The sequence below is a fragment of the Pirellulales bacterium genome, assembly GCA_035533075.1.
Taxonomy (GTDB): domain Bacteria; phylum Planctomycetota; class Planctomycetia; order Pirellulales; family JAICIG01; genus DASSFG01.
The window spans coordinates 15,968-39,477 of record DATLUO010000012.1; the positions used below are offsets into that span (position 1 = coordinate 15,968).

The 23,510-nt window shown below is 63.0% G+C and carries 21 protein-coding genes; 18 read left to right on the forward strand and 3 right to left on the reverse strand.

Annotated elements, in window-relative coordinates; translation table 11 throughout:
- From flgA to mch, 15 genes are all read left to right on the forward strand, one after another.
- Complete coding sequence (gene flgA / locus VNH11_01040; protein HVA44945.1) at nucleotides 1–1,119, forward strand: flagellar basal body P-ring formation chaperone FlgA; 1,119 nt, start codon at nucleotides 1–3, stop codon at nucleotides 1,117–1,119.
- Nucleotides 1,116–1,787 (forward strand): flagellar basal body L-ring protein FlgH, encoded by a 672-nt coding sequence (locus VNH11_01045; protein ID HVA44946.1) that lies wholly within the window; start codon nucleotides 1,116–1,118, stop codon nucleotides 1,785–1,787. The genes flgA and VNH11_01045 overlap by 4 nt, the downstream gene beginning before the upstream one ends.
- A gap of 110 nt (nucleotides 1,788–1,897) precedes the next feature.
- A complete protein-coding gene (locus VNH11_01050) occupies nucleotides 1,898–2,983 on the forward strand; it encodes a flagellar basal body P-ring protein FlgI (GenBank protein HVA44947.1) in 1,086 nt (361 codons plus the stop codon).
- A 65-nt stretch (nucleotides 2,984–3,048) separates the two neighbouring features.
- Nucleotides 3,049–3,342: a rod-binding protein gene (locus tag VNH11_01055; protein HVA44948.1), complete on the forward strand. Its 294-nt coding sequence runs from the start codon at nucleotides 3,049–3,051 to the stop codon at nucleotides 3,340–3,342.
- Between the two features lie 12 nt (nucleotides 3,343–3,354).
- Nucleotides 3,355–3,843: a flagellar export chaperone FlgN gene (flgN, locus tag VNH11_01060; protein ID HVA44949.1), complete on the forward strand. Its 489-nt coding sequence runs from the start codon at nucleotides 3,355–3,357 to the stop codon at nucleotides 3,841–3,843.
- Nucleotides 3,844–4,062: 219 nt separating this feature from the next.
- Nucleotides 4,063–5,769 carry a flagellar hook-associated protein FlgK gene (flgK, locus tag VNH11_01065; GenBank protein ID HVA44950.1) on the forward strand — a complete coding sequence of 569 codons (1,707 nt, stop codon included), beginning with the start codon at nucleotides 4,063–4,065 and terminating at the stop codon, nucleotides 5,767–5,769.
- A complete protein-coding gene (gene flgL / locus VNH11_01070) occupies nucleotides 5,766–8,771 on the forward strand; it encodes a flagellar hook-associated protein FlgL (GenBank protein ID HVA44951.1) in 3,006 nt (1,001 codons plus the stop codon). The genes flgK and flgL overlap by 4 nt, the downstream gene beginning before the upstream one ends.
- A gap of 251 nt (nucleotides 8,772–9,022) precedes the next feature.
- Entirely contained in the window at nucleotides 9,023–9,463 is a 441-nt protein-coding gene (fliW, locus tag VNH11_01075; protein HVA44952.1) for a flagellar assembly protein FliW, read from the forward strand.
- Between the two features lie 26 nt (nucleotides 9,464–9,489).
- Complete coding sequence (gene csrA, locus VNH11_01080) at nucleotides 9,490–9,720, forward strand: carbon storage regulator CsrA (GenBank protein ID HVA44953.1); 231 nt, start codon at nucleotides 9,490–9,492, stop codon at nucleotides 9,718–9,720.
- Nucleotides 9,721–10,050: 330 nt separating this feature from the next.
- A complete protein-coding gene (locus VNH11_01085) occupies nucleotides 10,051–13,086 on the forward strand; it encodes a flagellin (GenBank protein ID HVA44954.1) in 3,036 nt (1,011 codons plus the stop codon).
- 264 nt (nucleotides 13,087–13,350) lie between these two features.
- Nucleotides 13,351–16,167 (forward strand): flagellar filament capping protein FliD, encoded by a 2,817-nt coding sequence (fliD, locus tag VNH11_01090; protein ID HVA44955.1) that lies wholly within the window; start codon nucleotides 13,351–13,353, stop codon nucleotides 16,165–16,167.
- 73 nt (nucleotides 16,168–16,240) lie between these two features.
- Nucleotides 16,241–16,717 carry a flagellar export chaperone FliS gene (gene fliS, locus VNH11_01095; GenBank protein HVA44956.1) on the forward strand — a complete coding sequence of 159 codons (477 nt, stop codon included), beginning with the start codon at nucleotides 16,241–16,243 and terminating at the stop codon, nucleotides 16,715–16,717.
- Between the two features lie 149 nt (nucleotides 16,718–16,866).
- Complete coding sequence (locus tag VNH11_01100) at nucleotides 16,867–17,736, forward strand: MqnA/MqnD/SBP family protein (GenBank protein ID HVA44957.1); 870 nt, start codon at nucleotides 16,867–16,869, stop codon at nucleotides 17,734–17,736.
- Nucleotides 17,733–17,981 (forward strand): hypothetical protein, encoded by a 249-nt coding sequence (locus VNH11_01105; protein HVA44958.1) that lies wholly within the window; start codon nucleotides 17,733–17,735, stop codon nucleotides 17,979–17,981. The genes VNH11_01100 and VNH11_01105 overlap by 4 nt, the downstream gene beginning before the upstream one ends.
- Before the next feature lie 54 nt (nucleotides 17,982–18,035).
- The gene (gene mch / locus VNH11_01110; protein HVA44959.1) at nucleotides 18,036–18,977 is read left to right on the forward strand and encodes a methenyltetrahydromethanopterin cyclohydrolase; all 942 of its coding nucleotides are present in this window, start codon (nucleotides 18,036–18,038) and stop codon (nucleotides 18,975–18,977) included.
- 87 nt (nucleotides 18,978–19,064) lie between these two features.
- On the opposite strand, the gene VNH11_01115 is transcribed toward mch, so the two are convergent.
- Nucleotides 19,065–19,403, reverse strand: coding sequence for a DUF5615 family PIN-like protein (locus tag VNH11_01115; GenBank protein HVA44960.1), 339 nt, complete (start codon nucleotides 19,401–19,403; stop codon nucleotides 19,065–19,067).
- Nucleotide 19,404: 1 nt separating this feature from the next.
- The gene (locus tag VNH11_01120; GenBank protein HVA44961.1) at nucleotides 19,405–19,731 is read right to left on the reverse strand and encodes a DUF433 domain-containing protein; all 327 of its coding nucleotides are present in this window, start codon (nucleotides 19,729–19,731) and stop codon (nucleotides 19,405–19,407) included.
- A gap of 146 nt (nucleotides 19,732–19,877) precedes the next feature.
- Between VNH11_01120 and VNH11_01125 the strand changes: the two genes are divergently transcribed.
- A complete protein-coding gene (locus VNH11_01125) occupies nucleotides 19,878–20,276 on the forward strand; it encodes a hypothetical protein (GenBank protein HVA44962.1) in 399 nt (132 codons plus the stop codon).
- Nucleotides 20,277–20,288: 12 nt separating this feature from the next.
- Here the strand turns inward: VNH11_01125 and VNH11_01130 are convergent, their stop codons facing one another.
- Complete coding sequence (locus VNH11_01130) at nucleotides 20,289–21,215, reverse strand: glucosamine-6-phosphate isomerase (GenBank protein ID HVA44963.1); 927 nt, start codon at nucleotides 21,213–21,215, stop codon at nucleotides 20,289–20,291.
- A 133-nt stretch (nucleotides 21,216–21,348) separates the two neighbouring features.
- Here VNH11_01130 and VNH11_01135 point away from each other — a divergent pair, with 133 nt between their 5' ends.
- Both VNH11_01135 and VNH11_01140 read left to right on the forward strand, forming a co-directional pair.
- Nucleotides 21,349–22,065: a response regulator transcription factor gene (locus VNH11_01135; protein ID HVA44964.1), complete on the forward strand. Its 717-nt coding sequence runs from the start codon at nucleotides 21,349–21,351 to the stop codon at nucleotides 22,063–22,065.
- Nucleotides 22,046–23,482, forward strand: a complete 1,437-nt coding sequence (locus VNH11_01140) for an ATP-binding protein (protein HVA44965.1) — start codon at nucleotides 22,046–22,048, stop codon at nucleotides 23,480–23,482. The genes VNH11_01135 and VNH11_01140 overlap by 20 nt, the downstream gene beginning before the upstream one ends.
- The last annotated feature ends 28 nt before the right edge of the window (nucleotides 23,483–23,510 follow it).

A 23,510-nucleotide genomic window follows, 5' to 3' on the forward strand; every position in this document is an offset into this window, starting at 1 on the left:
ATGAAGGCAGAAGGCAGAAGGCAGAAGGCAGAAGGAGACACGACAAGGCTGTTATGGCGAATCATTCGTTTTTGCCTTCTGCCTTCCGCCTTCTGCCTTTGCATCCTGCGCACCGACGCCGCTGAGATTCAGCTTCGCGGCGAATGCCAGGCCAGCGGACTCGTGCGTCTGGGCGACGTGGCGGAAATCCACGCCGCCGACGCCAAGGAGCGCGAGCAATTGCAAGCCATTGAGCTTCTTCCCGCTCCACCGGTGGGAGGCAAGTCGTTCGTTCGTGCCCGCGAAGTGCAGGACCTGCTGGCATTGCGGGGCCTCGACCTCTCCCGGCACCGCCTGACGGGGTCGAGCCAGATCGAGATTCGCAATGGTTCCCGATCGACGGCGCCGGTTTCGACGAGTGCCGCTCGGCGCGCCGCCGAGCGTGTGGAAGCCGCGATTGCCGCGTGCTTGCGGCGACAGGCCGCCGGCGACGAGGCATGGACCGCGGAAGTACGCCTGGAAGACGATCAAGTCCGGCTGCTCGCCGCGTCGAAAGAGTCGATCGTCGCCCGCGGCGGCAAACCGCCCTGGATCGGGGAACAGGAATTTGCGATCGCCGTGCCCGGCGCGGCGGGCGACCAGGCTTTCGTCGTAACCGCCAAAGTCGCCGCCGTTCCCCTGGTGGTGCTGGCGACGCGGGCCATGGTGCCGGGCGACGTCGTGCAGCGCCCGGACGTGAAGCTCGGAAAGGCCAAGTGCGACGCCTCGGATTTCCCCTTTCACCGCCTTGAGGAAGTACTCGGCCTGGAAACGAAACGCGCCGTCGTGGAAGGGCAAGTGTTGAAGCAAGACGACTTGCGCTCGCCCATCTTGGTGCGGCGCGGAGACGCCGTGGCCGTTTTTGCCCGAAGCGCGGGAATCCAGGTGCGGGCCACCGCGCGCGCCCAGGAAGACGGCGGCAAGGGCGATTTGATCGTCGTGGAATCGCTGTTGAATCGCGAGCGTTTCATGGCGCGGGTGTCGGGCATTCACGAGGTCGAAGTGTTTGCACAGGCGGCCGACGCGGACGCCGCCACAGGCGACGGCGAGCGACGGACCGCCGCGTTGAAACCGGCAATGATGGAAAGGAGGCGACGATGAAGATCATTCGACGGGCAGCTTTTGCCACCGTGACCGGGCTGGCTTTGACGCGGGGCGTCGATGCCAACGCCCAAAGTTCGAGCCTCTACGGCTCGCCCGGGGCACGGAGGCCATTGACGCTGGAAAACACCTCCTGGCTGTACATCAAGCCGGAAGAGCCGCCCGAAATCCAGATCAATGACGTCATCACCGTGATTATCGACGAAAAACAGCAACTCATCAGCCAGGCGATGTTGATGCGGAGGCAGCAAACCAGTTTCGACGCCGACCTGCAAAAATGGCTGCAGTTCAAGAATTTCGGACTAGGGCACGCGCCGATGACCGGCGGCAGCCCGGAAATCGAAGCCATGTACAACCTGCAAAACATGGTGCAGTCCAATTTGCGGGCTTCCGACGGCCTGCAGTTTCGCATCGGCGCCACGGTCGTCGACCTCCGGCCCAACGGAAACCTGGTGGTCGAGGCACACAAGCGCGTGCAAGACAACAACGAGATCTGGAAGGCTTCCCTGTCGGGCATCGTTCGGCGGCAAGACGTCTTGCCCAACAATACGGTCCTCAGCGAGGACGTGGCCGAGTTAAGCGTTTACAAGACCGAAGAAGGCCACGTTCGCGACGGCTGGCGCCGCGGCTGGCTGTGGTTGTTCCTCGACCGTCATAAGCCGTTCTAAAAGGCAGTGGGATGAAGGCAGAAGGCAGAAGTATGCAAATGAAGTCGGAACGGAGAGTGATTTATCGCCATCGGCGGCGGGCTGTAGGCATTTCGCCGCGGAGGGTCTTCTTGACCTTCTGCCTTCTGCCTTCTGCCCTCTGCCTTTCCTCGGCGCACGCGCAGATTCGGCTGAAAAACATCTGCCGCATCAAGGGCCAGGAGCAAAATACCCTGCAGGGCATGGGCCTGGTGATCGGCTTGAAGGGATCCGGCGACGGCGGAACCTTCCTTCCGGCGATGCGCAGCTTGGCGATGGCGATGGAGCTGATGGGGAATCAGATCGGCAAGGGGGGCGCCGCCGAGCTCAAGGACGCGCGGAACGTCGCGCTGGTCAGCGTTACGGCCACGGTGCCGGCGGCGGGGGCGCGGCAGGGCGACGAGATCGATTGCAGCGTGGCCTCGATCGGGTCCGCGAAAAGCCTGGAGGGGGGCCGGTTGTTCATCACGGCCATGATGGGACCGCAAGCCGAAGGGAGCCGAATTTATGCCTTTGCCGAAGGGGCGCTCCACGTCCATGACGTGAAGTTCCCGACGACGGCGCGCGTCCACCGCGGATGCCGCCTGGAAGAAGACTTTCTGAACGTCTTCGTCAAGAACAACAAGATCACGCTGGTCCTCGACGAGCACCACGCCGATTTCGAAGTGGCCCAAGAGATCGCCGACATGATCAACGGCAACTGGTACCTCTCGGACCAGGGAAAAGCATCGCAGCGCCGTCCGTCGGTCAAGCTCCTGGCATTGCAGACCAAGCCGGTGGCCAAAGCGCTGAATCAGCTCTTTATCGAGGTGACCATTCCCGACGCCTATCGAGACGAACCGGTCGACTTCGTGTCCAGCGTCATGGCCTTGACCATCGGCGAAGTGCGCAGTCCGGCAAGGGTCGTCATCAACGAGCGTGCGGGCAGTATCGTGATCGGCGCCGACGTCGAAATCGGTTCGATCGTCGTGGCCCACAAGAACATCGTGGTTGAAACCGGCGACAACCTGCCCGCCGAACGTTTTGTGGCGGTCGATCCCAGCGAACTGCAAACGGCGAAGCTGAAGGCGCTGGTGGCGGCGCTGAACGCGGTAAAAGTGCCGACCGCCGACATTATCCAGATCATCAAGGACATTGAGCACAACGGAAAGTTACATGGGCAACTTATTGTGGAGTAGGGTCCCTGAACCCCGAACCCTGAACCCCGAACCCTGAACCCTGAACCCTGACGCCCTCACCCCTCATGCAAACCCCCAACCTCCAATTGCTTTCCCAGCCGGCGGTGCCGACGCCGCCGGCACCGACCTCGCCGAAGCTGCGCGAGGCGTTTGACCAGTTCGTGGGCGAAACGTTTTATGGGCAGATGCTGGCCTCGATGCGAAAAACGCTCGGCAAGCCGGCGTATTTTCACGGTGGCCGCGCTGAAGAAATCTTTCAGGGACAGCTCGACCAGGTGCTGGGCGAGCAAATGGCCAAGGCCAATGCCGACAGTTTCACCGGACCGATGTTCCACCTTTTTACACTCCAACGAGGCTGAAAGCACACTTTCATGATCGACCACTCTTGGGAAGAAGACATCACCGCCTTGTTGAATGAGCTGACCGCGACTCAGGCCGATTTGCTCGCGCTGCTCGACGAAAAGCGCCGGTTCATCGTCTCCCGCGACGCTGCGGGCCTGGCGGAAATGGGCCCGCGCGAAGAGGCGATGATCGAGCGCCTGCACGCCTGTCAGGACCATCGCCGGGAGCTGCTCCAACGCGCCGCAAGCCAGCGCTTGCCAAGCGACAGCCTTCGAGCGTTGGCCAAGGTCGTGCCCGAACCGGCACGAGGCGAAATCGCCGAGCACGTCGACGAGACCGCCCGGCGCTTTCGGCTTCTCAGCCATCACAGCCTGGCCAACTGGGTACTCATCCAGCGCAGCTTGCTCCACTTATCACAATTGCTGGAGATTATTGCCACGGGAGGCCGCAAGAATCCGACCTATGGAAAAGTTGAACAAGGCCGGTCGGGCGGATCGCTGTTAGACCAGGCAGCCTAATAAATGATGAGAGATGAGAGATAAAGGATGAGAGATGAGAGGTGAGAGATGTTGTGCTTTGGATGGCTGCGCAAGGTGGGGCGAGCGAGCTTGCGAGCGCTGGCCACCGATTGCCGCGCTGCAGCTTTGGAACGACTTACCCATTCACGGTGGGCCGGCGCTCGCAAGCTCGCTGGTCCCACCCTACCCTGAACCCTGAACCCTCATCCCTAATTCCTCGTGTCGCTCTTCAGCACCCTCCAAATCGCCTCGAACTCGCTGCAGGCCAATCAAATCGGCCTGCAGGTCGTCGGCCAGAACATCGCCAACGACACGACGCCCGGCTACAGCCGCGAGGTGGTCAATTATGTTCCCGCGCCGACGCAGCAGATCGGCACCATCGCGCTGGGCACGGGCGTGCAAGTGCAAGGCGTCGTCCAAGTGGTCGACCAATATCTGGAAGAGCGCCTGCGCGGGGCCAACAGCGACGTGGCCAACAGCTCGCAGCAGAGCCAGACCTACCAGAACCTGGAAAGCATCGTGGGCGCGCTGCAGAATAACAGTATCGATTCGGGCATGAACAGCTTCTTTTCGAGCATCGGCGATATCCTGAATCAGCCGCAAAGCACATCGACCCGCAACCTGGCCGTGCTGCAGGGCCAAACGCTGGCGAACAACATCAACAACATGGCTACGCGCGTCACGCAGGCCCGCAGCGACCTGAACGACCAGGTTGCCGGCGTGACCTCGAACATCAACCAACTGCTGACGCAGATCACCGGCCTGAATACGAAGATCGTGACCATGGAGGGGGGGAACTCCGAGACGAGCCAGGCGGTGGGGCTGCGCGACCAGCGCGCCCAAGACCTGACCCAGTTGTCGAACTTGGTCGGCATCACCGTGCATGAGCAGCCCGATGGTTCAGACAACGTGTATGCAGGCGGCGACTACCTGGTTTTCGAAGGCACGGCCCGGCAGGTTGAAACAACCTATCAGGAAAGCAACGGCCTGACGGCCGCCAACATCTCGATCGTAGGCGAAAACTCGCAACTGAAAGCGCAAAGTGGGCAACTCGCCGGGCTGATCACCTCGCGCGACCAGATTCTCGGCGGCTATCTCGATCAGCTCAACGGTTTTGCCGGCACGCTGGCCAACGAGTTCAACAAGGCCTTTTCGCAGGGACAAGGACTCACCGGTTACACGTCGCTGACCAGCACGTATCCAGTGACTTCGGCTTCGGCCCCGCTCGACGCCGCGGGACTCGCCTTCACGCCGGTGAATGGCTCGTTTCAGGTGCAGACACTCGACCCGCAGACGGGCGCCACGACGACCACCACCATTCAGGTCGACTTGAACGGGCTCGACAAGAATGAAACGTCGTTAAACTCGGTCGCCAGTCAAATCAATGCCATCAACGGACTCAGTGCTTCGGTGTCGCCCAGCGGCAACTTGACGATCAACACCACTTCGCCCGGCCTGCAGTTCTCCTTCGGCAACGACACCAGCGGCGCCCTGGCGGCGCTGGGACTCAACACGTTTTTCACCGGCTCGACCGCGGCCGACCTGGGAGTGAATCAGGCCCTGGTCAGCAACCCGGCGGCCTTCGCCGCCAGCACGGCTGGCATCGGCGCCGACACCACGAACGCGGTGACCCTGGCCAACTTCATCAACCAGCCCTTGGCCTCGCAAAACGGTCAGACGCTAGGTCAGCTCAACGATCAGATCGTCGCCGACGTCACCCAGGGCTCGGCAGTGGCCCAGTCGGTGGCCACCGGCGACGGTTCGTTTCAGCAGACGCTGCAGGGGCAGCAAACGGCCGTCAGCGGCGTCAGTATCGACCAAGAGGCGACGGAAATGATCACGCTTCAGCAGACCTACCAAGCCTCGGCGAAGTTGATTTCCACGGTCAACACCCTGCTCAATGCGCTAATGAATATTCAGTTATGAACATTATTCCGGTCCCTTCCAGCCGCATCAGCGACACTTACGTCCAGCAGCAACTGCTGGAGCAGATGCAGCAGCAGCAGCAGAATCTGTCGAAGCTGCAACAGGAAATCAGCTCCGGCAGCCAGCTCACTCTGCCCAGCGACAATCCCTCGGCCGCATTGCAGGCCGTGGGGCTGCAAAGCTTGCTGGCCCAGAACCAGCAATACTCGACCAACCTCAGCACCAATTCGTCGTCGTTAAGCGCTTCGGATTCGGCGCTGAGCCAGGTCAACACGTTGCTCGACAACGTACAGGGCATTGCGCTGGGCGCCGTCGGAACCACCGCCACCGCCGGCACCCGCCAATCGGACGTGTCGCAGGTGCAGGATACGATGAACCAGATTCTCAGCCTGGCGAACACGATCTTCAACGGCCGCTACTTGTTCGCCGGCTCGGAGACCAGCGCGCAACCCTACGTGCTCACCTCAGCCGGGGTGGAGTACAAGGGCAACGACTCCCGGCTCTTGAGCTATGCCGACACCGGAAATCTTTTCACCACCAACGTCACCGGCGACAGCGCCTTCGGTGGGTTCTCCAGCGACATCGGCTCCGCCAACCTCACTCCCGTTTTGACCGCCGGCACGCCGTTGGCCGACTTGAACGGCGGCACGGGCGTCACGCCCGGCAGCATCGCGATCAGCGACGGCAGCCAGACCAGCGTCGTCGATCTCAGCTCGGCGGCGACCGTCGGCGACGTAGTGAAGATGATCGAGGCCCACCCGCCCGCCGGACGCTCCGTGACGGTCGACATCACCAACACCGGTTTGTCGGTTTCACTCGACGCGGCGGGGGGCGGTCCCTTGAGCATCGCCGACGTAGGCGGAGGCAAGACGGCCGCGGATCTCGGTATCGCCGGCACGTTGCTGAACAGTCCGGGTCCTCTCGTGGGAACCAACTTGAATCCCGTGCTGACGTTGCAGACGCCGCTCGGCAACATCCTGGGCACCAAAGCCTCGACGACCATCGCCTCGGCCGGGCCCAATAATGACATCACCGTCCAGGCCGATACCAACGGCCCGCAATCCAACGGCGCAAACGTGGTTTACGTGAACGATGCCTGGTATCGGGCCGCGCCGGGCATCACCGCCGGAAATGAGTTCGCCACCTACAGTCCGACGGCCACTTCCGCCGTGGCCTCGCTCAAGCTCAGCGGCCCCAATGCCGATCTGCTGCTCACGGCCACCACACCGGGCACGGCATACAACAACGTCGCGGTCAACATCGTCAACGGCGGAGCGATGGGCGACAATGCCTCGGCAAGCTACGATGCCTCGAATAAGACTTTGACCTTGACCGTCGACGGCTCCGGCCAGACTTCGATCGACTCGGCCATCGCCGCCGTCAACTCCACCGGCGTCTTCACGGCCACGCGCGACGCTTCCGCCGAGCCGAACACGTCGGGCGGCTTCGTGTTGCCCGCCGACATCCACAACAACGTCGGCAACACCTATTTGACCGGGGCCGACGCGAACACGTTGGCGGTACACATTCAAAGCGGCGCAAGCACTGCCAACGACGTCGTCAACGCCATCAACAAGACCGCCGCTTTCAACGCTTCGCTCAGTATCAGCGAGCTGGGCAACGACGGCACCGGCGTCGTCAGCGACGCGCTGGCCGACCCGTCGGCCAGCGGAACGCTGTCAGGCGGCAGCGGCGTGGCCTTCGACCAGAATTCGGGCATTCAAATCGTCAACGGCGGCCAGACCTACACCCTCAGCTTCGCCGGTAACAAGACCATCGAAGACCTGCTCAACTCCATCAACACGTCCGGGGCCTCGGTATTGGCGACCATCAACCCGGCGGGCACCGGAATCAACGTTCAGTCGCGGCTCAGCGGCAGCGACTTTTCGATCGGTGAAAATGGCGGCCAAACCGCGACCGAACTAGGCATTCGCACGCTTACGAGCACCACGCCGTTGGCCGATCTCAACTACGGGCAGGGCGTAGGCCATACCACCGGCGGCGATTTCACGGTCCAGCGCAAAGACGGCGTGACGTTCACGGTCGACATCTCCTCGGCCAAGACCCTTGGCGACGTCGTCAACCTGATCAACAACAACGCCACGAATACCGCCAGCGGCGTGCCGGTGGTGGCCCAGCTTAACTCCTACGGCAACGGCATCGAGCTGGTCGACAACGACCCGTCGACCACGGCCGCGCTCTCGGTCAGCGCCGTTAGCCCCAGCACGGCGGCCAAGGATTTGGGTCTGGTGCCGGCCAACTCGGGAACGAGCAACCCACCCACCGCCGGCGCGCTGGCCGCCGCCACGGTCGTCGGCACAGGCGGCAATAACGACCTGGTCTTTCAAGCGACGGGTTCCAGCACCGCGCTGAACGGAGTGACGGTGCAGTTTGTCAATACGGGCGCCGCGCCGGGCAGCGAAACCGTGAACTACGACAGCACCGCCCACACTTTGACGTTTGACGTCGGTCCGGCAACCACGGCCAATGCGATCATCAGCACCCTAGCTAACGATCCCGTGGCCGGCAAGTTGTTTTCCGCCTCACTTGCGCCCACCGATGGCGGCGCCGCCAACGACGGCACCGGCATCATCGATCCGACGGCGACGGGAACCCTGGCCGGCGGCACGCCCGACACGCTCAGCGGCGCCGACACCAACCCCCAGGAAGTTCCCGGCATTTTCACCGCGCTGGAGCGACTGCAAACGGCCCTGCGGAACAACGACGTGACGGGCATCCAACGGGCCACGACCCTGTTGACCAATGCGCAGCAAAACCTGTCGGACACGCGCGCGGCATTAGGCGCCAACGAGCAGGCTGTCTCCTCGTTGCAGAGCCAGGTGCAAACCGAGCAAACGCAGTTGCAAGGCGCCTTGTCGAACAACGTCGACGTGAACATGGCCCAGGCCATTTCCGACCTGGTGTCGCAACAAACGGCGTTTCAGGCATCATTGCAGGTGACGGGGTTGATCAGCAAGTTGACGTTGATCAATTACCTGTAAGAGGGATGAGGGATGAGGGATGAACAGGCGAGTGCAACGGCCGCACGAGCAGCTTGAGGTGTGTCGGTTGGCGCACGCCTTGGCGTTACGCGTGCATGCACTGACGCTCAAGCTGCCGAATCTCATCCCTCATCGATCGCAATCCGCGACTTTTTCTTGTTTCCTGCCGCATCCCGAACCGATCTAAGGAATGTGCGCTCCGGCGAGCGGCATACTTGGAACCGATGCCCCAGGGACGTAAGGGCGTAGCTATGCAAATCCGCACCACGCGTTTCGGCTCGTTGGAGCTTGAACCCGGCGATACGATCCAGTTTCCCGGCGGCTTGTTGGGTCTGGAGGACTGCCGTCAGTGGGTGTTGCTGGCCGACGCCCAAAACGGCGCCTTGGGCTGGCTGCAATCGACCACCCGCCCCGACGTGGCGCTGGCCGTGGTCAGCCCGCGGCGCTTCGTTCCGCATTATCAGTTCCGCGTGTACCGCAGCGAGCTGGCCCCATTGGAGCTGGCCGGCGTCAAAGACGCCCAGGTGCTGACGATCGTCGGCAAGAACGAGCGCTCGATTACCCTGAATTTGAAGGCCCCGATTGTCATCAACCTGGAGCGGCGCTTGGGCCGCCAGGTGGTGGCCAACGGCGACCTTCCCCTGCAACACGAGCTCAACAGCGTCCCCGCCACCCTGAAGAAAAGCGCATAGCCGCGCCAGCAGCAAAGGAGCCACCGATGCTCGTCTTGTCGAGACAGCGCGACGAAAGCATCATGATTGGCGACAACATCGTCGTCACCATCGTCGACATCCGCGGCGACAAAGTGCGGCTGGGCATCAACGCGCCGGCGGAAATCCCCGTCCACCGCCAGGAAGTCTACGAAGCCATCCAGCGCGAGAACCTCCGCGCCAGCCGCATCGAGCCCAAAGACACGCGGCACCTCGGCAAGGCCAAGGGATCCGAGTAGAACCCTGTATCCGGCCTGTAGCGATTGTTCCGCCTCGCTGCACGCGCGCACTTGGCCCGCCGCACATTTTCTCCAAAGTACGCAAGCCGGTCTGCCGATAGTGGCCTTAGAGACCGACATAGGGGCATGGCATTCGGCGTTCGCTTGCCAGAGACCTGAACGTCTCGACGGGTGGCGCCGAACAAGGCGGCCATGAACACAAACGACGCGGAAGGGATTGCGGGACCTAGCCAATCCGCCGCGCAGGCAAGCTGGTTCGGAAAGAGCGACTCTCCAACCACCGGCCAGGCTTGGAACTAGTCCCTCCTACACCAATATGGGAAATCCACGATGACCCGCATCAACACCAACCTCACCTCCCTTCAGGCGCAGACCAATCTCTACAACAACCAGCTTTCGCTGCAGACCTCGCTGCAACGGCTCTCGACCGGCCTGCGGATCAACTCCGGCAAAGACGATCCCAGCGGCCTGATCGCCGCCTCGGTGCTCGGCAGCGAAGTCGTCTCTACCGGACAGGCGATCACCAACAGCCAACGGGCCAACAACATTGTGGCCACGGCCGACGCCGCGCTGGCCCAAGTCGGCACGCTCTTGAACGACATCGCCGGCCTGGTGGAGGCGTCGGCCAATAAAGGCGCTGTTTCTTCATCGGAAATCGCCGCCAACCAGGTCCAGGTGGACAGCGCCATCGAGAGCATCGACCGCATCGGTCAAACCACCGTGTTCGGCGGCGACCAACTGCTCAACGGCAGCAAAGCGTTCAACGTGACGGGCAACCTCGGCTCCGCCTTCCAGAGCACCTCCGACATCACCGTCAATTCGTTCGATCCATCGCTGCACTCCGGCGTGCCCAATAGCGACGTGTCGCTGGCCATTACCCAGTCCGCCACCAAGAAAACGGTGAACGTCGTCGGCGATTCGCAGGGGGCCAACAGCGACGGTCTTTCCAATCTGTCGCTCGGTTCGGGCACCACCCGCGCCACCGACACCTTGGTGACCAATAACTTCAGTATCGGCAGCAATAACAGTCTGAACGACCTGAACACGACCTCCACGCGGGCCACGCGCACGATTACGGCTGCCACGCTGTCTGCCGTGGTCGCCGACAGCACGTCAAATGTCGATGTAACGATTACGGGAAATCTCGGCAGCCAAACCATTACCGCGCAATCGCTGAGCGGCGCAAGCGGTCTCGACACTGCCACCAACCTGCAGAGCCTGATTAACGCCCACTCCAGTCAGACGGGCGTCGAGGCTTCGCTGAGCGGCGGCAACGTCGTACTCACCTCGAGTTATGTCGGCGCCAGTGCCGCGGCGAACGTGAGCTTCTCCAATTACACGGGTGCGCACTCCAGCTCGGTCATCAGCACCGCCGATTTCGGCACCTATGTCGCCTCCGGCACACTGACCTTTAAGGTCACCGGATCGACAGGCACGTCGGGCAACATCGTTGCCAACGGCAGCTCGATCGCAGGTGCGGGAGGTGCCACCTATCTTGAGGGTTTGATCAATGCCCAGACCACTTCCACCGGCGTCACGGCCACGATCAATGGCAGCGGCAATATCCTGCTTACGAACAATACCGTGGGAACGCAGTCGCCTGCCTTCATCGGCAGTATTTCGGACAGCGGTACGGGCAACGCTGCCACGTTCACGGCCGATGCCAATCAAAGCCAGTTCACCGGTGCTGTTGCCGATGCGACCGCCGCCGCCGCCAACGGTGCCGTAGGTTCTTTGACCGCGGGCGTTACGGGCACCGGCCATACCGTCTTCACGATCACCGGCAACAAAGGCTCGGCCACCGTCGATACCGCCACCATCGGCGGCAACGACACGATCATCAACAACAGCGCCGCCAACAGCGGTGCCACCGCGCTGGCCGGCCTGATCAACACACGCACCGGCACGACTGGAATTACCGCCTCGGTCAACTCATCAGGCAACGTCGTCCTCACCTCCGACGGCGCCGGCGGCGGCTCCGTCGCCACCGTCACTGCCTCGGGTAGCGGCAGCGATTCGACCATTGTCAGCTCGGGCCACGCTCTCAGCAACCAGGTCGGCACCGACGGCACGACGAACCAGGTCACGCTGCAGTTGATCGGCGACTCGGGCCGCGCGGTGATCACGGTCGACAACAACGCCGTGCTCAACGATTCGTCTGCCCTGGCCAACGCCATCAACGCCGTTACGTCGCAGACCGGCATCACCGCTTCCGGATCCGGCGCGGGAGGCAACGTCACGCTCACCAGCCTCGACTACGGTTCCAACGCGCAGCTCTCGATTTCGGCCATCTCCGCCACGAACGCGAATGACATTACGCTGTTCAACGCGGCCAACACCCAGCAAACGACGAACGGCCTCGACGTTGCGGGCACCGTGACCACCAGCAAGGGCGGCGGCGCTTTCACCGGCCAAGGCGCCAACATCACCTATACCGACAACTCGATCAACCTCTCCGCGACGAGTTCGCCGAACCTGGCCCCACCCACCGCGGCCACCACGACGATTGTTGGTTCGGGCGGCGCGGGTGCCGGAATCAGCCACCTCACCGCCGGCGCGACCGACAGCAACACGATTTCCTTCACAGTAACCGGTTCTCTCGGCTCCGCCAGCATCAGCGGCATCAACGTGGCCCAGCTCCAAGGCGACAGCCGTGTGCTGGTCGACGCCATCAATAAGGTGTCGCTGCAGACCGGTGTCACCGCCAGCACGCAGGCCGTGGGCGGCTCGTATGCCTTGAGCAACATCGCGCTCACCAGCAGCACGGTGGGCCCGGGGGGCAGTGTTTCCATCCAGGCCAGTGCCGCTAGCGTTGCCGGAGACGTGACGACCTTCAACAACGCCGGCACATTCACAGCGACGGCCTCCGGCACCGCGGCGCCGAACACCGCCGTCGCCAATTTCGACGTGACCGGCGGCGCCCTGTTCCAGATCGGCCCCACCGTCAACTACACCAATCAAGTGAATGTGAACATCACCACGCTCGATAGCCACTTACTCGGCCAAAATGTCGGCACGACCGGCTCGCTTGGCCTGCACGACCTTCACACCGGCGGAAGCCAGGTGCTGAGCAGCACCGATTTGACCAATGCGGCCACCATCGTGTCGCAAGCGATCAGCCAGATCGCCACGCTCCGCGGCCAGCTTGGCGCCTTGCAAGCCAACGTGCTGCAAAGCAACATCACCAGTCAACAAACCGCCCTGCAGCAGGTCACCTCGGCCCAAAGCAGCATTCAGGACGCCGACTTCGCCGCCGAAACGGCCAACCTGACGCGGGCCCAGGTGCTCGTGCAGGCCGGCACCAGCGTGCTGGCCATCGCCAACCAGCAGCCGCAAAGCGTGCTCGCCCTGCTGCCCAAAGGCTAGACCGTGAATTCGCTAATTTGCCCGGTCGGCCAGACGAATTCGTCTGGCCGGCCGCGTTTATACGACACGCGGGGAAGAACAAGACATTTTTCGGTGGTTGGGGCACGTAGGGTGGGACCAGCGAGCTTGCGAGCGCCGGCCCACCGTTGGCGACGTCGATTACGGTGGGCCGGCGCTCGCAAGCTCGCTGGTCCCACCTTACGACTAGGCGTCTGACGCCTAGGACCTTTGGAAGATCCCACAGAGAGCAGGAGGACGATCACGATGGCGGGCGTTAGCAGCGTGGCAACGCCGTCTTCCAGCAGCAGTTCGCCCACGGCCTTTGTTCCCACCGCCGGACAGGGCCTCATCTCGTCCAGCACGGGCATCGTCAGCGGGCTGCAAACGCAGCAGATTATCAGTGCGTTGTTGACCTTCGACCAGGAACCGGTCACGAGCCTCAACAACCAGATCACCTCCGAGCAAAACCAGCAGAGCGCTTTTTCGACATTATCGTCCCAGCTCGCCGCGTTGCAGGCCGACGCGCAGCAATTGGCAAGCTTCAGCGTGCTCGGCGCCCGCTCGGCCAGCAGCTCCAACCCGTCGGCCCTCACCGCCTCCGCCAGCGCGGGCGCGCCGCTGGCGAGCTACCTGGTGACGCCCGTCGCCCAGGCGCAGACGCAAGCACTGCTCTCCAACGGATTTTCCGACAGCTCCAACACGCCGGTCGGACAGGGCACGATCACGATCAAATTAGGCGGCTTTGTCGCCCCTTCGACCTCGTTGCAGCCGCTCAACGGCGGACTAGGCGTGGCCCGCGGAAAAATCAGCATCACCGACCGCAGCGGCGCTTCCGCCACCATCGACCTGGGTTCCGCCCGCACCATCGACGATGTGGTGAACGACATCAACCAGACGGCCGGCATTCATGTGCAGGCCTCGCTGAGCGGCAATTCGCTGGTCATCACCGACAAGTCGGGTTCGACCGCCGACAACCTGATCGTACAAGACGTGGCCGGCGGCACTACCGCCGCCAGCCTGGGCATCGTCGGTTCCGTCGCCGCCAATACGCTCACGGGCACCGATCTGGTCAGCCTATCGGGCAGCACGCAACTCAGTTCGTTGAACGACAACAACGGCGTCGCCTCCGCGCCGGGAGTCGCCGATTTCACCGTCACGCTCAAGGACGGCAGCAGCTTCGCCGTTCAGCTCGGCTCGGCGAAGACGTTGCAGGACGTGCTCACCGCCATCAACGGCAACAGCCAGAACGGCGGCAAGCTCACCGCTTCAATCTCCGGCACACACCTCGTATTGACCGACAACACAGGCGGCGCGGGCACACTCTCCGTCACCGCGCTCAACGGCAGCAGCGCCGCGAAGGACCTGGGCATTCTCGGCACGGAGCAAGGCGGCGGCGTCCTTACCGGAACGCAAATCATCTCGGGCCTCGACACGGTACTGCTCAAAGACATCAACGGAGGGTCGGGCATTACCACGCCGGGCCAGATCCAGCTTACCGACCGCAGCGGCGCCACCGCGACCGTCGACCTGACCAACGCCGCGACACTCAACGACGTCATCACGGCCATCAACGGCGCGGGACTCGGCTTGGCCGCCTCGGTCAACGCGGCCGGGGACGGCATCCAAATCAACGACACCACCGGCAAGACGACTTCGAACCTGATTGTCGCCGACGTGGGCGGCGGCACCACCGCCGCAAATCTGCACATCACATCCAACGCCGCTGCCAACAGCGTGAACAGCGGCGACCTCAATCTCCGCTACATCAATACCAACACCCCGCTCAGCCAACTCAACGGCGGCGCCGGCATTCAGCCCGGCACCTTCCAGATCACCGACAGCGCGGGCCGCACCGGCACCGTGGATTTGAGCGGCACGAACATCAATACGGTGGGCGACGTGATCACGGCCATCAACACCTCCGGCGTCGGCGTGCATGCGTCGATCAATGCCACGGGCGACGGCATCTTGCTGACCGACGTGGCCGGCGGCAGCGGCACGTTGCAGGTCGCCGATCAGGGAGGCACGACCGCCGCCAGCCTGAAACTGGCTGGCACGGCCATCGGCGGGCAAATCGACGGCGCCTTTCGGTATACCGTCGCGGTTGGCCCGAAAGACACCCTCAGCACGCTGGAGCAGTCGCTACTCAACTCGGGGGCGCCGGTCACCACCAACATCCTCAACGACGGCAACTCATCGCAACCGTATCACATCCTGATCGGCAGCACTCAGTCGGGCCTCGCCGGGCGGCTGCTGGTCGATACCGGCACGACCGGACTTTCGCTCTCGACGTTGACGCCCGCCGCCGACGCGGCCATCCAAGTCGGCCAGGGCGACGGAAGCAACTTGCTGTTCACCTCGCCCACCAACACGTTCAGCAACATTCTGCCGGACTTGACGGTCAACGTCGCCGGCACCAGCTCTACCCCGGTGACGGTCACGGTGGGCCAAGACACCAGTGCTCTGGCAAGCGCCATCCAAAGTTTCGTCAACGACTTCAATACGGTGACGGGCACGATCGCCCAAGACGATTCTTACGACACGAGCACGAACACGGGCAGCGTGTTGTACGCCAATCCGACCGTGGAGCAGATCAGCAACACGATCACCAGCGCCGTCACGGGCGTCTCGGGCAACTCCACCGACCAGACCCGCAGCCTGTTGCAAATGGGCATCACGCTCAGCAACGGCCAACTCAGCATCAATTCCACGGCCCTGCAAGCCGCGCTCACGGCCGATCCCAGCGGAGTGCAGGACTTCCTGGGCAACGCCACGACCGGTATGGCAACGCAGCTTTCCGCCGCGTTACAGAATTTTACCACGCCCTACACCGGCGCCATCGCTCAGCAAAGCAGCAATCTCACCCAGCAGATCAGCGGCCAGCAGTCGCAGATCAGCTTCTTGAACGCCCAAATTGCCTCCAAGACGACCTTGTTGCAAGACGAGTTTGCCAACATGGAGACGTCGCTGGCAACCATCCAGGCACAGGGAAGCATGCTGACCCAATTGAGCAATCTGGCCAACTTCAATGCGTTTTATGCGAACGGCGCGGCGAATTCGAGCAACAGTTCGGGCGGTTAATGGAAGAGTGGCGATCGCCTTGCGACGGCGCACGCAGTGCCGGCGATCTTGTCCGACAACAAAAGGGAAACCAATGGCGTACCAACGGCCGGGCGACAGCTATTTCGAGACGCAGATTCTTACCGCGACGCCGCAAAAGCTGCGGCTGATGTTGATCGACGGCGCGCTGACCTATGCGCGGTGGGCCGCCGAACATTGGCAACACGGCCGCATCTACGAAGGCGGCGAAGCCATCGCAGGCTGTCAGAACATCGTGACGGAACTGTTGCGCGGGCTCCGGCCTGAAGAAGCGCCGGAGCTCGTCGGCAAGGTTGCGGCCCTTTACAACTTCGTCTTCGGCTCGCTGATCGAAGCGGGGTTGAAACGTGACGCCCTCAAGCTGAACGACGCCGTCACCGTGCTTGAAATCGAGCGCGAAACCTGGCGGCAAGTGTGCGAGCAGCTCGGTTCCTCGCTCGACGACGACGCGCGCCCGCAGCTCCGTCGTTCGCCGCACTTCCTTCAACACGTCGACGACCTGGCCAGCCGCGGCTTTTCAGCCGACGCTTGACGAGCGGTCATTTGACGCCTTCCCGGCGCGCGCCGTATCATGCCGCAAAGCGTTAATGTGCGCGCCGCCTCGCGGTTGCCGTAGGGTGGGCCGGCGCTCGCACGCTCGCTGGTCCCACCCTACCAATTGCCCCGCACAAACTCCTGTTTATGTCTATTACCAAACACCTGATCCGGGTCGGTCACAGTCCCGATCCCGACGACGCCTTCATGTTTCACGCCCTGGCGAACGGCAAGATCGAGACCGACGGCTACGAATTCCGTCACGAGTTGGTCGATATCGAAACGCTCAACCAGCGGGCCTTCGCCGGCGAGCTGGAGCTGACCGCCCTCAGCTTGCACGCCTACGCCTACCTGACCGATCGCTACGCCCTTTGTCCCTGCGGCGCGAGTATAGGCGACCGTTATGGGCCGATGGTTGTTTCCCGCACGGCCATGTCACTCGACGATCTGCGGAAATCTACCATCGCCGTGCCGGGCAAGCTGACGACGGCGTTCTTGGCATTGCGGCTATGTCTGGCCACCGATTTCGCCCACGTGATTGTGCCGTTCGACCAGATTCTCGACGCCGTCGAGGCAGGCAGCTTTCAGGGCCGGCCGATTGACGCGGGGCTGATTATCCACGAGGGGCAGCTCACCTACGGCGACCGCAAGCTGAAGCTCATCGTCGACACCGGCAAGTGGTGGCACGAGGAGACGGGCCTTCCGCTGCCGCTCGGCGCCAACGGCATCCGCAAGGATCTCGGGCCTGCCGTCATGCGCGATGTGACGCGGCTGTTGAAGGAAAGCATTCAATACGGACTTGCGCACCGGGAAGAGGCGCTGGATTACGCCTTGCGTTACGGCCGCGATCTCGACCGTCGTCGGGCCGACGAGTTCGTGGGGATGTACGTCAACGACTGGACGCTCGATTTTGGTTCCCGCGGCCGCGAAGCAGTCAGGCAACTGCTGGCGCGCGGCCACGCGGCGGGCGTGATTCCGCAGGCGGTCGAGCCGGAGTTCGTCGAGGTCGAAGCGTGATCGATCGCAGCGCCGCGCCCGCCGAGCAGCCGAAACCGAAGGGCTGCATGAGCGTATTGTTGGCCTTGGTGCTGGCGGTGCTTGTGTTCGCCGGACTGTTTATTTTGACGTCCGGTGCGGTCGCACCGGCGGCGGTGATTGCGGGCGTCATTTTCGGTATCGCGGCCTTGCACTACATTGTTTGGGGTTGGTGGCTCAGCGGAATCATTCGCCGCCAGGTCGAAGAAGAGGAAAACGACACGTAGGGTGGGACCAGCGAGCTTGCGAGCGCCGGCCCACCATGATCGGCTCCGAGAACCATGAAACTGAACCAACGAGCGTCGCAGCTTTGTCACGCGGTAGCGCAACGTGCCTCTGATCTTCGCGCCGAGGTCCACTGCGTCGCCGGCGCCTCAGTGATTGACCTGGGCGTAAATGCCCGCGGCGGCCTGGAGGCGGGCCTGGCGCTGGCCGAGATCTGCCTGTCGGGCTTGGGCCGCGTGCAGCTTGTGGCTGGCGACGCCGCCGTATGGCAGGGTCCAGCCGTAGCGGTCGCCACCGATCACCCGGTCGCCGCTTGTCTGGCATCGCAGTATGCCGGCTGGCAGGTGGCCATCGGCAAGTATTTCGCCATGGCGTCGGGGCCGATGCGTGCCGTGGCCGCCAAGGAAGAACTTGTCAAACAGCTCGCGCTGACAGAAGCCGCCGATGTGGCCGTGGGCGTGCTGGAAACCTCGAAACTGCCTCCGGAGGAAGTCGTCAAACACCTCGCCCATGCGTGCGGTCTGCCGAGTGTAGCCCTGACGCTGGTGGCCGCGCGAACCGCCAGTCAGGCGGGCACGGCGCAAGTCGTGGCACGAAGCGTCGAGACGGCGTTGCACAAGCTGCACGAGTTGAATTTCGACGTGAGCCGCATTGAGAGCGGTTGGGGGCTGGCGCCGTTGCCGCCGCCGGCCGCCGACGACCTGGCCGGCATTGGCCGTACGAACGACGCCATTCTCTACGGAGGTCGGGTGACGCTCTGGGTCCGCGGCGACGACGATAGTTTGCAGGAGATCGGGCCAAAGATCCCGAGCTGTTCGTCAAGCGACCACGGCGAGCCTTTCGCCGAAGTTTTCCGCCGGGCCGGGCACGATTTTTACAAAATCGACCCGCTCCTGTTCAGTCCCGCCGCGATCACGCTGTGCAACGTCGATTCCGGAAGGTCGTTTACCTTCGGCCGCCTTATGCCCGAAGTGATCGAGCGATCGTTCCGCGGGTGAATGGGTTTGAATTGGTGGATCGTGTTTGCCACCGGCTCGTCTTGCTTTTTCGCGGGGTTTTCGCCAAAATCGCGACCCCGAAGCGGCTTAGCCCGGTCTATTGACTCGTATCACGTGCCCGGCGAGATCACCCGCAGTCACAATCGCGTTATGGATCCGTTCGGCCAAGGCGAGGAAATCTGGGTCGTAGGTGCATGCGATGATGCCCGAATGAGCAGCGCGGTGCCGGTGCAGGCGGAAGAAGTGTTTTCGGTTGAGTGTAAGTACCGCTCGACCCTGCGAAATCGCGAACTCGAGAACAGCCGGATCGCTGGTCTTCTGATTCGCCTTGCCCGTTTCCGCGACCGTTAGCGCGTCGTGGCCAAGTCGGCGCAACTCTTCGACGACCGGCAATGGGAAGTTCTCGTTGGCATAAAGCAACGCCACGCTAAGCTTCCTCATTCTCCCGGATTTGCTGCTCGATTTGGTCGCGATGCATTTCGACCAAAGCCCAAGCGTTGACCAGATCCTGAGCTTTCAAGGTCGGATAGGCCCGCAACAGTTCGGCTTCGGTGCTGCCTAGTTGCCGAGCTCGCTCCAAGACCCAGACAGGAATCCGGGTTCCGGCAATGCACGGCTCACCGCCGCAGACGTCCGGCGTGGACTCGATGCCGGAACCGCCGCCCGAAACTTCGCGCGCGAGCCATTCGAGCACCTGAACCTTCTCGGCAGGCGAAAGAGACGACAACTGCGTTTCCAATTGCTGGGGCGTCATTCGAGGGGCTGCTCGGCACGGCTTGTTGCTCCGGCGTTTTAGCAATTGTACCATAGCTCCTGTTGCGGGGCATAAATGCGTCTCAGTTCGCCTCTTTTAAGGTGGCGACCCATGCGACGGGCTGTCGACGAGCGCGGCATGACTCTATGAATATCACGATCGTTAGGCGACGGAGGCTTTCGCCGGTGGAAGTCAAGATGCTGGAAGCAGCCGACGGCGACGTAATCGCCCGCGGCTCTTACTATGGTGGCCCGGACTACGAGTTCGTCGTCGGAGTTGGGGGGCAAGTGTTCTTCCGCGTGGTGGGCGATGCAGAAATGGTATGGGCCGGCCCGAATGCGGCGGAGTTCCGCCGGATCACAGAGGCTTGGAACCGCTACCGGGCGGAGGTAGTGCATCGGCCCTCCGGGGCGGCTCAGTTGGAGCGTGTGGCGCGGTTGCGGCGGGAGCTTGCGGGGCTCGGGGCTCTGCCCGCCGACCTACCGCCGGACCCTGAGCCGCTTTGGTCGTTGCTGCTGTTCGAGGCTGAGCACGAGCTCGGGTAGCAAGGCACGCGTCTAATGCATCTCCGCCTCGCAGCTCCCGATTCCGCTGCGTAGAAAATTGAACTGCACGTTTGGATGGTCCGCCAACAGCGACATCGGCACCGACGAGTCCGGGATGCGTTTTGAAATCATCAACGTGGTCAGCCGCTGGCCGAAGGGATTGTCGTGGTTGCCGGCGTGCCAAATTGAAACCTTTTCCGCCAACCACGTTTCGGCCGGGCCGACCGAGATCGCTTGCGTCGGCACGTTGGTCACCACGCCGCCGCCCGACGTGCGGGCATTCTGAATGATCGTCATCGGGTGTAAATCGACGACCCGCGTCGTGAGCTGCCGGTATTCCGCGGGCGTGGGCGGCTGGTCGCGATATTGGCCCTCGCGACGGGGCGGATCGTTGAACGCCCAGTGCTTCACCTCGCCCTGCCCGCCTTGCATGGTGACACAGCGGGCACGCCGATAACTTTCGATGTACTCGCGAGCGTCCGTTTTGGGAAAATGAATGTTCATTCGTGGCATCCGCAACTCCGGTCGAATGCGGTTGAAGCACATCTCCATATCGGCGCGGGCAAAGCTGAGCGGGAAGTCTTCCGGCGCCTCGCGGCCATCGATCACCCATTCGTCCATGCCCCAGAAATGGGCGTGCCGCAAGTCGATTTCCAGCTCATTCACCAGTCGCGCGACCAGCGGAAGCTGCTCGGTGGGGCCAATCGGGCCGCATATCCCCGCCGGGCGTTCGGGCGTGGCCTGGCGCCAGGCGGTGATATACTCCAGGGCCTCGGCCAGGTAAAACTCTTCCGTTGTCTCATAGAACCGGACTTGAAAGCCGGGACGAGAGAGGGCGGCGAGGTCATCGGCGGTCAGCCGAGCGGCGTCGTCCAAGATTTCGCGGTCGAGCGTGGTGTAGTCCCACCAATCGGGGCTGATTTTGCTTACGGGGCGCATGGCATTGACGGGGTCGATTGGGTGCTGCGCCGCAAGTCTATCTCCGGCGACGGCGGCTGGCAACCGATACCCGACTTCGGCGACGCGCGGGCCGGCGCTCGCAACCTCGCTCGTTCCACCCTACAATGGATCGATGTTCGGCGGGTGCCGCATCGAAATCTCAAGCTGGATTTACACGGTGGAACTCCTGGTAATTGAAGACGACCCGGTCATCGGCAAGGCCCTGCGCCAGGGCTTCACCGAGTCGGGGCAGAAGTGCGCTTGGGCAAAGCAGGGCGACAAAGGTCTATCGTTGGCCACCAGCCAACGCTTCGACGCCATCGTGCTCGATCTGATGCTGCCCGGCATGCCGGGGCTGGATGTGCTGCGCGAGCTTCGCCGGCAAGGCATTCGCACGCCCGTCATACTGCTCACGGCATTGGGCTCGGTCGACGAGCGCGTGGCGGGCCTGAATGCCGGGGCGGATGACTACATGGTCAAGCCGTTCGCCTTCTCCGAGTTGACGGCGCGCATCGAGGCCGTTTGCCGCCGCAGCGTCGACCGGCCCTCGGCCGTGCTCGAGGTGGGCGATTTGACGCTCGACTTAACGACGCGCCGCGTGCATCGCGGCCCTGACGAAGTCGAGCTCACGCCCACCGAGTTCAGCCTTTTGGAGCTGCTCATGCGGCACGCCGGCCAGGTGGTCACGCGCAAGATGCTTTGCGAACACCTCTGGCAGTCCGACTGGGAGGGAACGACGAACGTGATCGAGGTCCACGTGAACCGCCTTCGCGGCAAGCTCGAAAAGAAGTTCCAGGACTCGTTGATCCAGACGGTGCGAGGTCGCGGCTATGCCATACGGGCGACTTAGCGGCGCATTTCGCTCGCTGCGCTTCCGGCTGACCGCTTGGAACACCGCGGTGGTGGTGCTGACCGTGGGCGGGGCGTTGATCGGCGTGCGCGAGGGGCTGCGCCACACGCTGCAGGGCGACATGGACCAGCGGCTCCGCGAAGACGCCGAAGAACTGGCCCAGGCGGTGATTCAGTCGTACCCCGACCTGGAAGGCGTTTTTCAACAGATCGACCGCAAGGCCGCCGCCCATTGGCACCTGAACCTGTTCATTCAACTGCTCGACGACGACGGCAAGGTGATCCGGTCGAGCAAGGACGCGCCCGAGGTGCAAGCCGCCCCGCGCCGTTCGGGCGAGTTGCTGGCCACGGCGCAGGGCTACCGCATCGCACGTCGCCGCTTCGGCGGGCGCGGCACGCCCCATTACACGGTCCGCATCGGCGCCTCGCAGGCAGGCATCGAGAACGACGTGGCCGTGGTCACGCACTTGATGACCATCGCCGGCGCCGCCGTGCTGCTGTTGGCGCCGTTGGGCGGTTTCTGGTTGGCTGGCCGGGCCACGCACCCCCTGGAAGCCATCATCCACACCGCCGCCCGGCTGCGCCCCAGCCACATGGACGAACGGCTGCCGATCCGGGGCACGGGCGACCAACTCGACCAGCTTTCCATCACCATCAATCATTTCCTCGACCAGATTGCCGACTACCTGGAGCGCAACCGCGAATTCGTGGCCAATGCGGCCCACGAGCTCCGCTCGCCCCTGGCCGCCATTCAAAGCTCGGTCGATGTGGCGCTCAACGCCCCGCGCTCGCCGCAGGAATACCAAGACCTGCTCTGTGAAATCGTCGATGAGTGCAGCCGGCTGGGCGTGCTGGTCAATCAGCTCCTGCTGCTGGCCGAACACGACAGCGAGGAGCGGCGCATGAAGTATGAACCAGTGCGGCTGGATCAGGTTGTCACCACTTCCGTGGAGATGTTTCGCGGCGCGGCGGAAGAACACAATCTATCGCTGTCGTGCGACAATCGGGTCGCCACCGTGGTGCTGGGCGACGCTGCGCGGTTGCGGCAGGTGGTCAACAACCTGATCGATAACGCCCTGAAGTTCACGTCGCCCGGCGGCCGCATTTCCGTCGAGCTGCGGCGCGACGCCGCAAACGAGCAGGCCGTGCTTTCGGTGAGCGATAGCGGTATGGGCATTTCGCCCGACGATCTGCCGCACGTCTTCGAACGCTTTTACCGTGGCGACAAGTCGCGACACCGGGGCAAAGAGATCTGCGGCAACGGTCTGGGGCTGAGTATATGCAAGTCGATCGTCATCGCGCACGGCGGCACGATGGGGGTGGAAAGCAGTCTTGGCATGGGCACCACGTTCGAGGTAAGGTTCCCGTCGAGTGTCGAGGCCAGCCTTCGCGAGCCGGAAGCCGCGGGAGTGGTGTAGGGTTCAGGGTTCGGGGTTCAGGGTTCAG

What these genes read in the sequence shown, in the direction of transcription:
- flgA (HVA44945.1), top strand. Translation starts at nt 1, where the DNA reads ATGAAGGCAGAAGGCAGAAGGCAGAAGGCAGAAGGAGACACGACAAGG.
- VNH11_01045 (HVA44946.1), top strand. Translation starts at nt 1,116, where the DNA reads ATGAAGATCATTCGACGGGCAGCTTTTGCCACCGTGACCGGGCTGGCT.
- VNH11_01055 (HVA44948.1), top strand. Translation starts at nt 3,049, where the DNA reads ATGCAAACCCCCAACCTCCAATTGCTTTCCCAGCCGGCGGTGCCGACG.
- flgN (HVA44949.1), top strand. Translation starts at nt 3,355, where the DNA reads ATGATCGACCACTCTTGGGAAGAAGACATCACCGCCTTGTTGAATGAG.
- flgL (HVA44951.1), top strand. Translation starts at nt 5,766, where the DNA reads ATGAACATTATTCCGGTCCCTTCCAGCCGCATCAGCGACACTTACGTC.
- fliW (HVA44952.1), top strand. Translation starts at nt 9,023, where the DNA reads ATGCAAATCCGCACCACGCGTTTCGGCTCGTTGGAGCTTGAACCCGGC.
- csrA (HVA44953.1), top strand. Translation starts at nt 9,490, where the DNA reads ATGCTCGTCTTGTCGAGACAGCGCGACGAAAGCATCATGATTGGCGAC.
- VNH11_01085 (HVA44954.1), top strand. Translation starts at nt 10,051, where the DNA reads ATGACCCGCATCAACACCAACCTCACCTCCCTTCAGGCGCAGACCAAT.
- fliD (HVA44955.1), top strand. Translation starts at nt 13,351, where the DNA reads ATGGCGGGCGTTAGCAGCGTGGCAACGCCGTCTTCCAGCAGCAGTTCG.
- fliS (HVA44956.1), top strand. Translation starts at nt 16,241, where the DNA reads ATGGCGTACCAACGGCCGGGCGACAGCTATTTCGAGACGCAGATTCTT.
- VNH11_01100 (HVA44957.1), top strand. Translation starts at nt 16,867, where the DNA reads ATGTCTATTACCAAACACCTGATCCGGGTCGGTCACAGTCCCGATCCC.
- mch (HVA44959.1), top strand. Translation starts at nt 18,036, where the DNA reads ATGAAACTGAACCAACGAGCGTCGCAGCTTTGTCACGCGGTAGCGCAA.
- VNH11_01120 (HVA44961.1), bottom strand. Translation starts at nt 19,731, where the DNA reads ATGACGCCCCAGCAATTGGAAACGCAGTTGTCGTCTCTTTCGCCTGCC.
- VNH11_01125 (HVA44962.1), top strand. Translation starts at nt 19,878, where the DNA reads ATGAATATCACGATCGTTAGGCGACGGAGGCTTTCGCCGGTGGAAGTC.
- VNH11_01130 (HVA44963.1), bottom strand. Translation starts at nt 21,215, where the DNA reads ATGCGCCCCGTAAGCAAAATCAGCCCCGATTGGTGGGACTACACCACG.
- VNH11_01135 (HVA44964.1), top strand. Translation starts at nt 21,349, where the DNA reads ATGTTCGGCGGGTGCCGCATCGAAATCTCAAGCTGGATTTACACGGTG.
- VNH11_01140 (HVA44965.1), top strand. Translation starts at nt 22,046, where the DNA reads ATGCCATACGGGCGACTTAGCGGCGCATTTCGCTCGCTGCGCTTCCGG.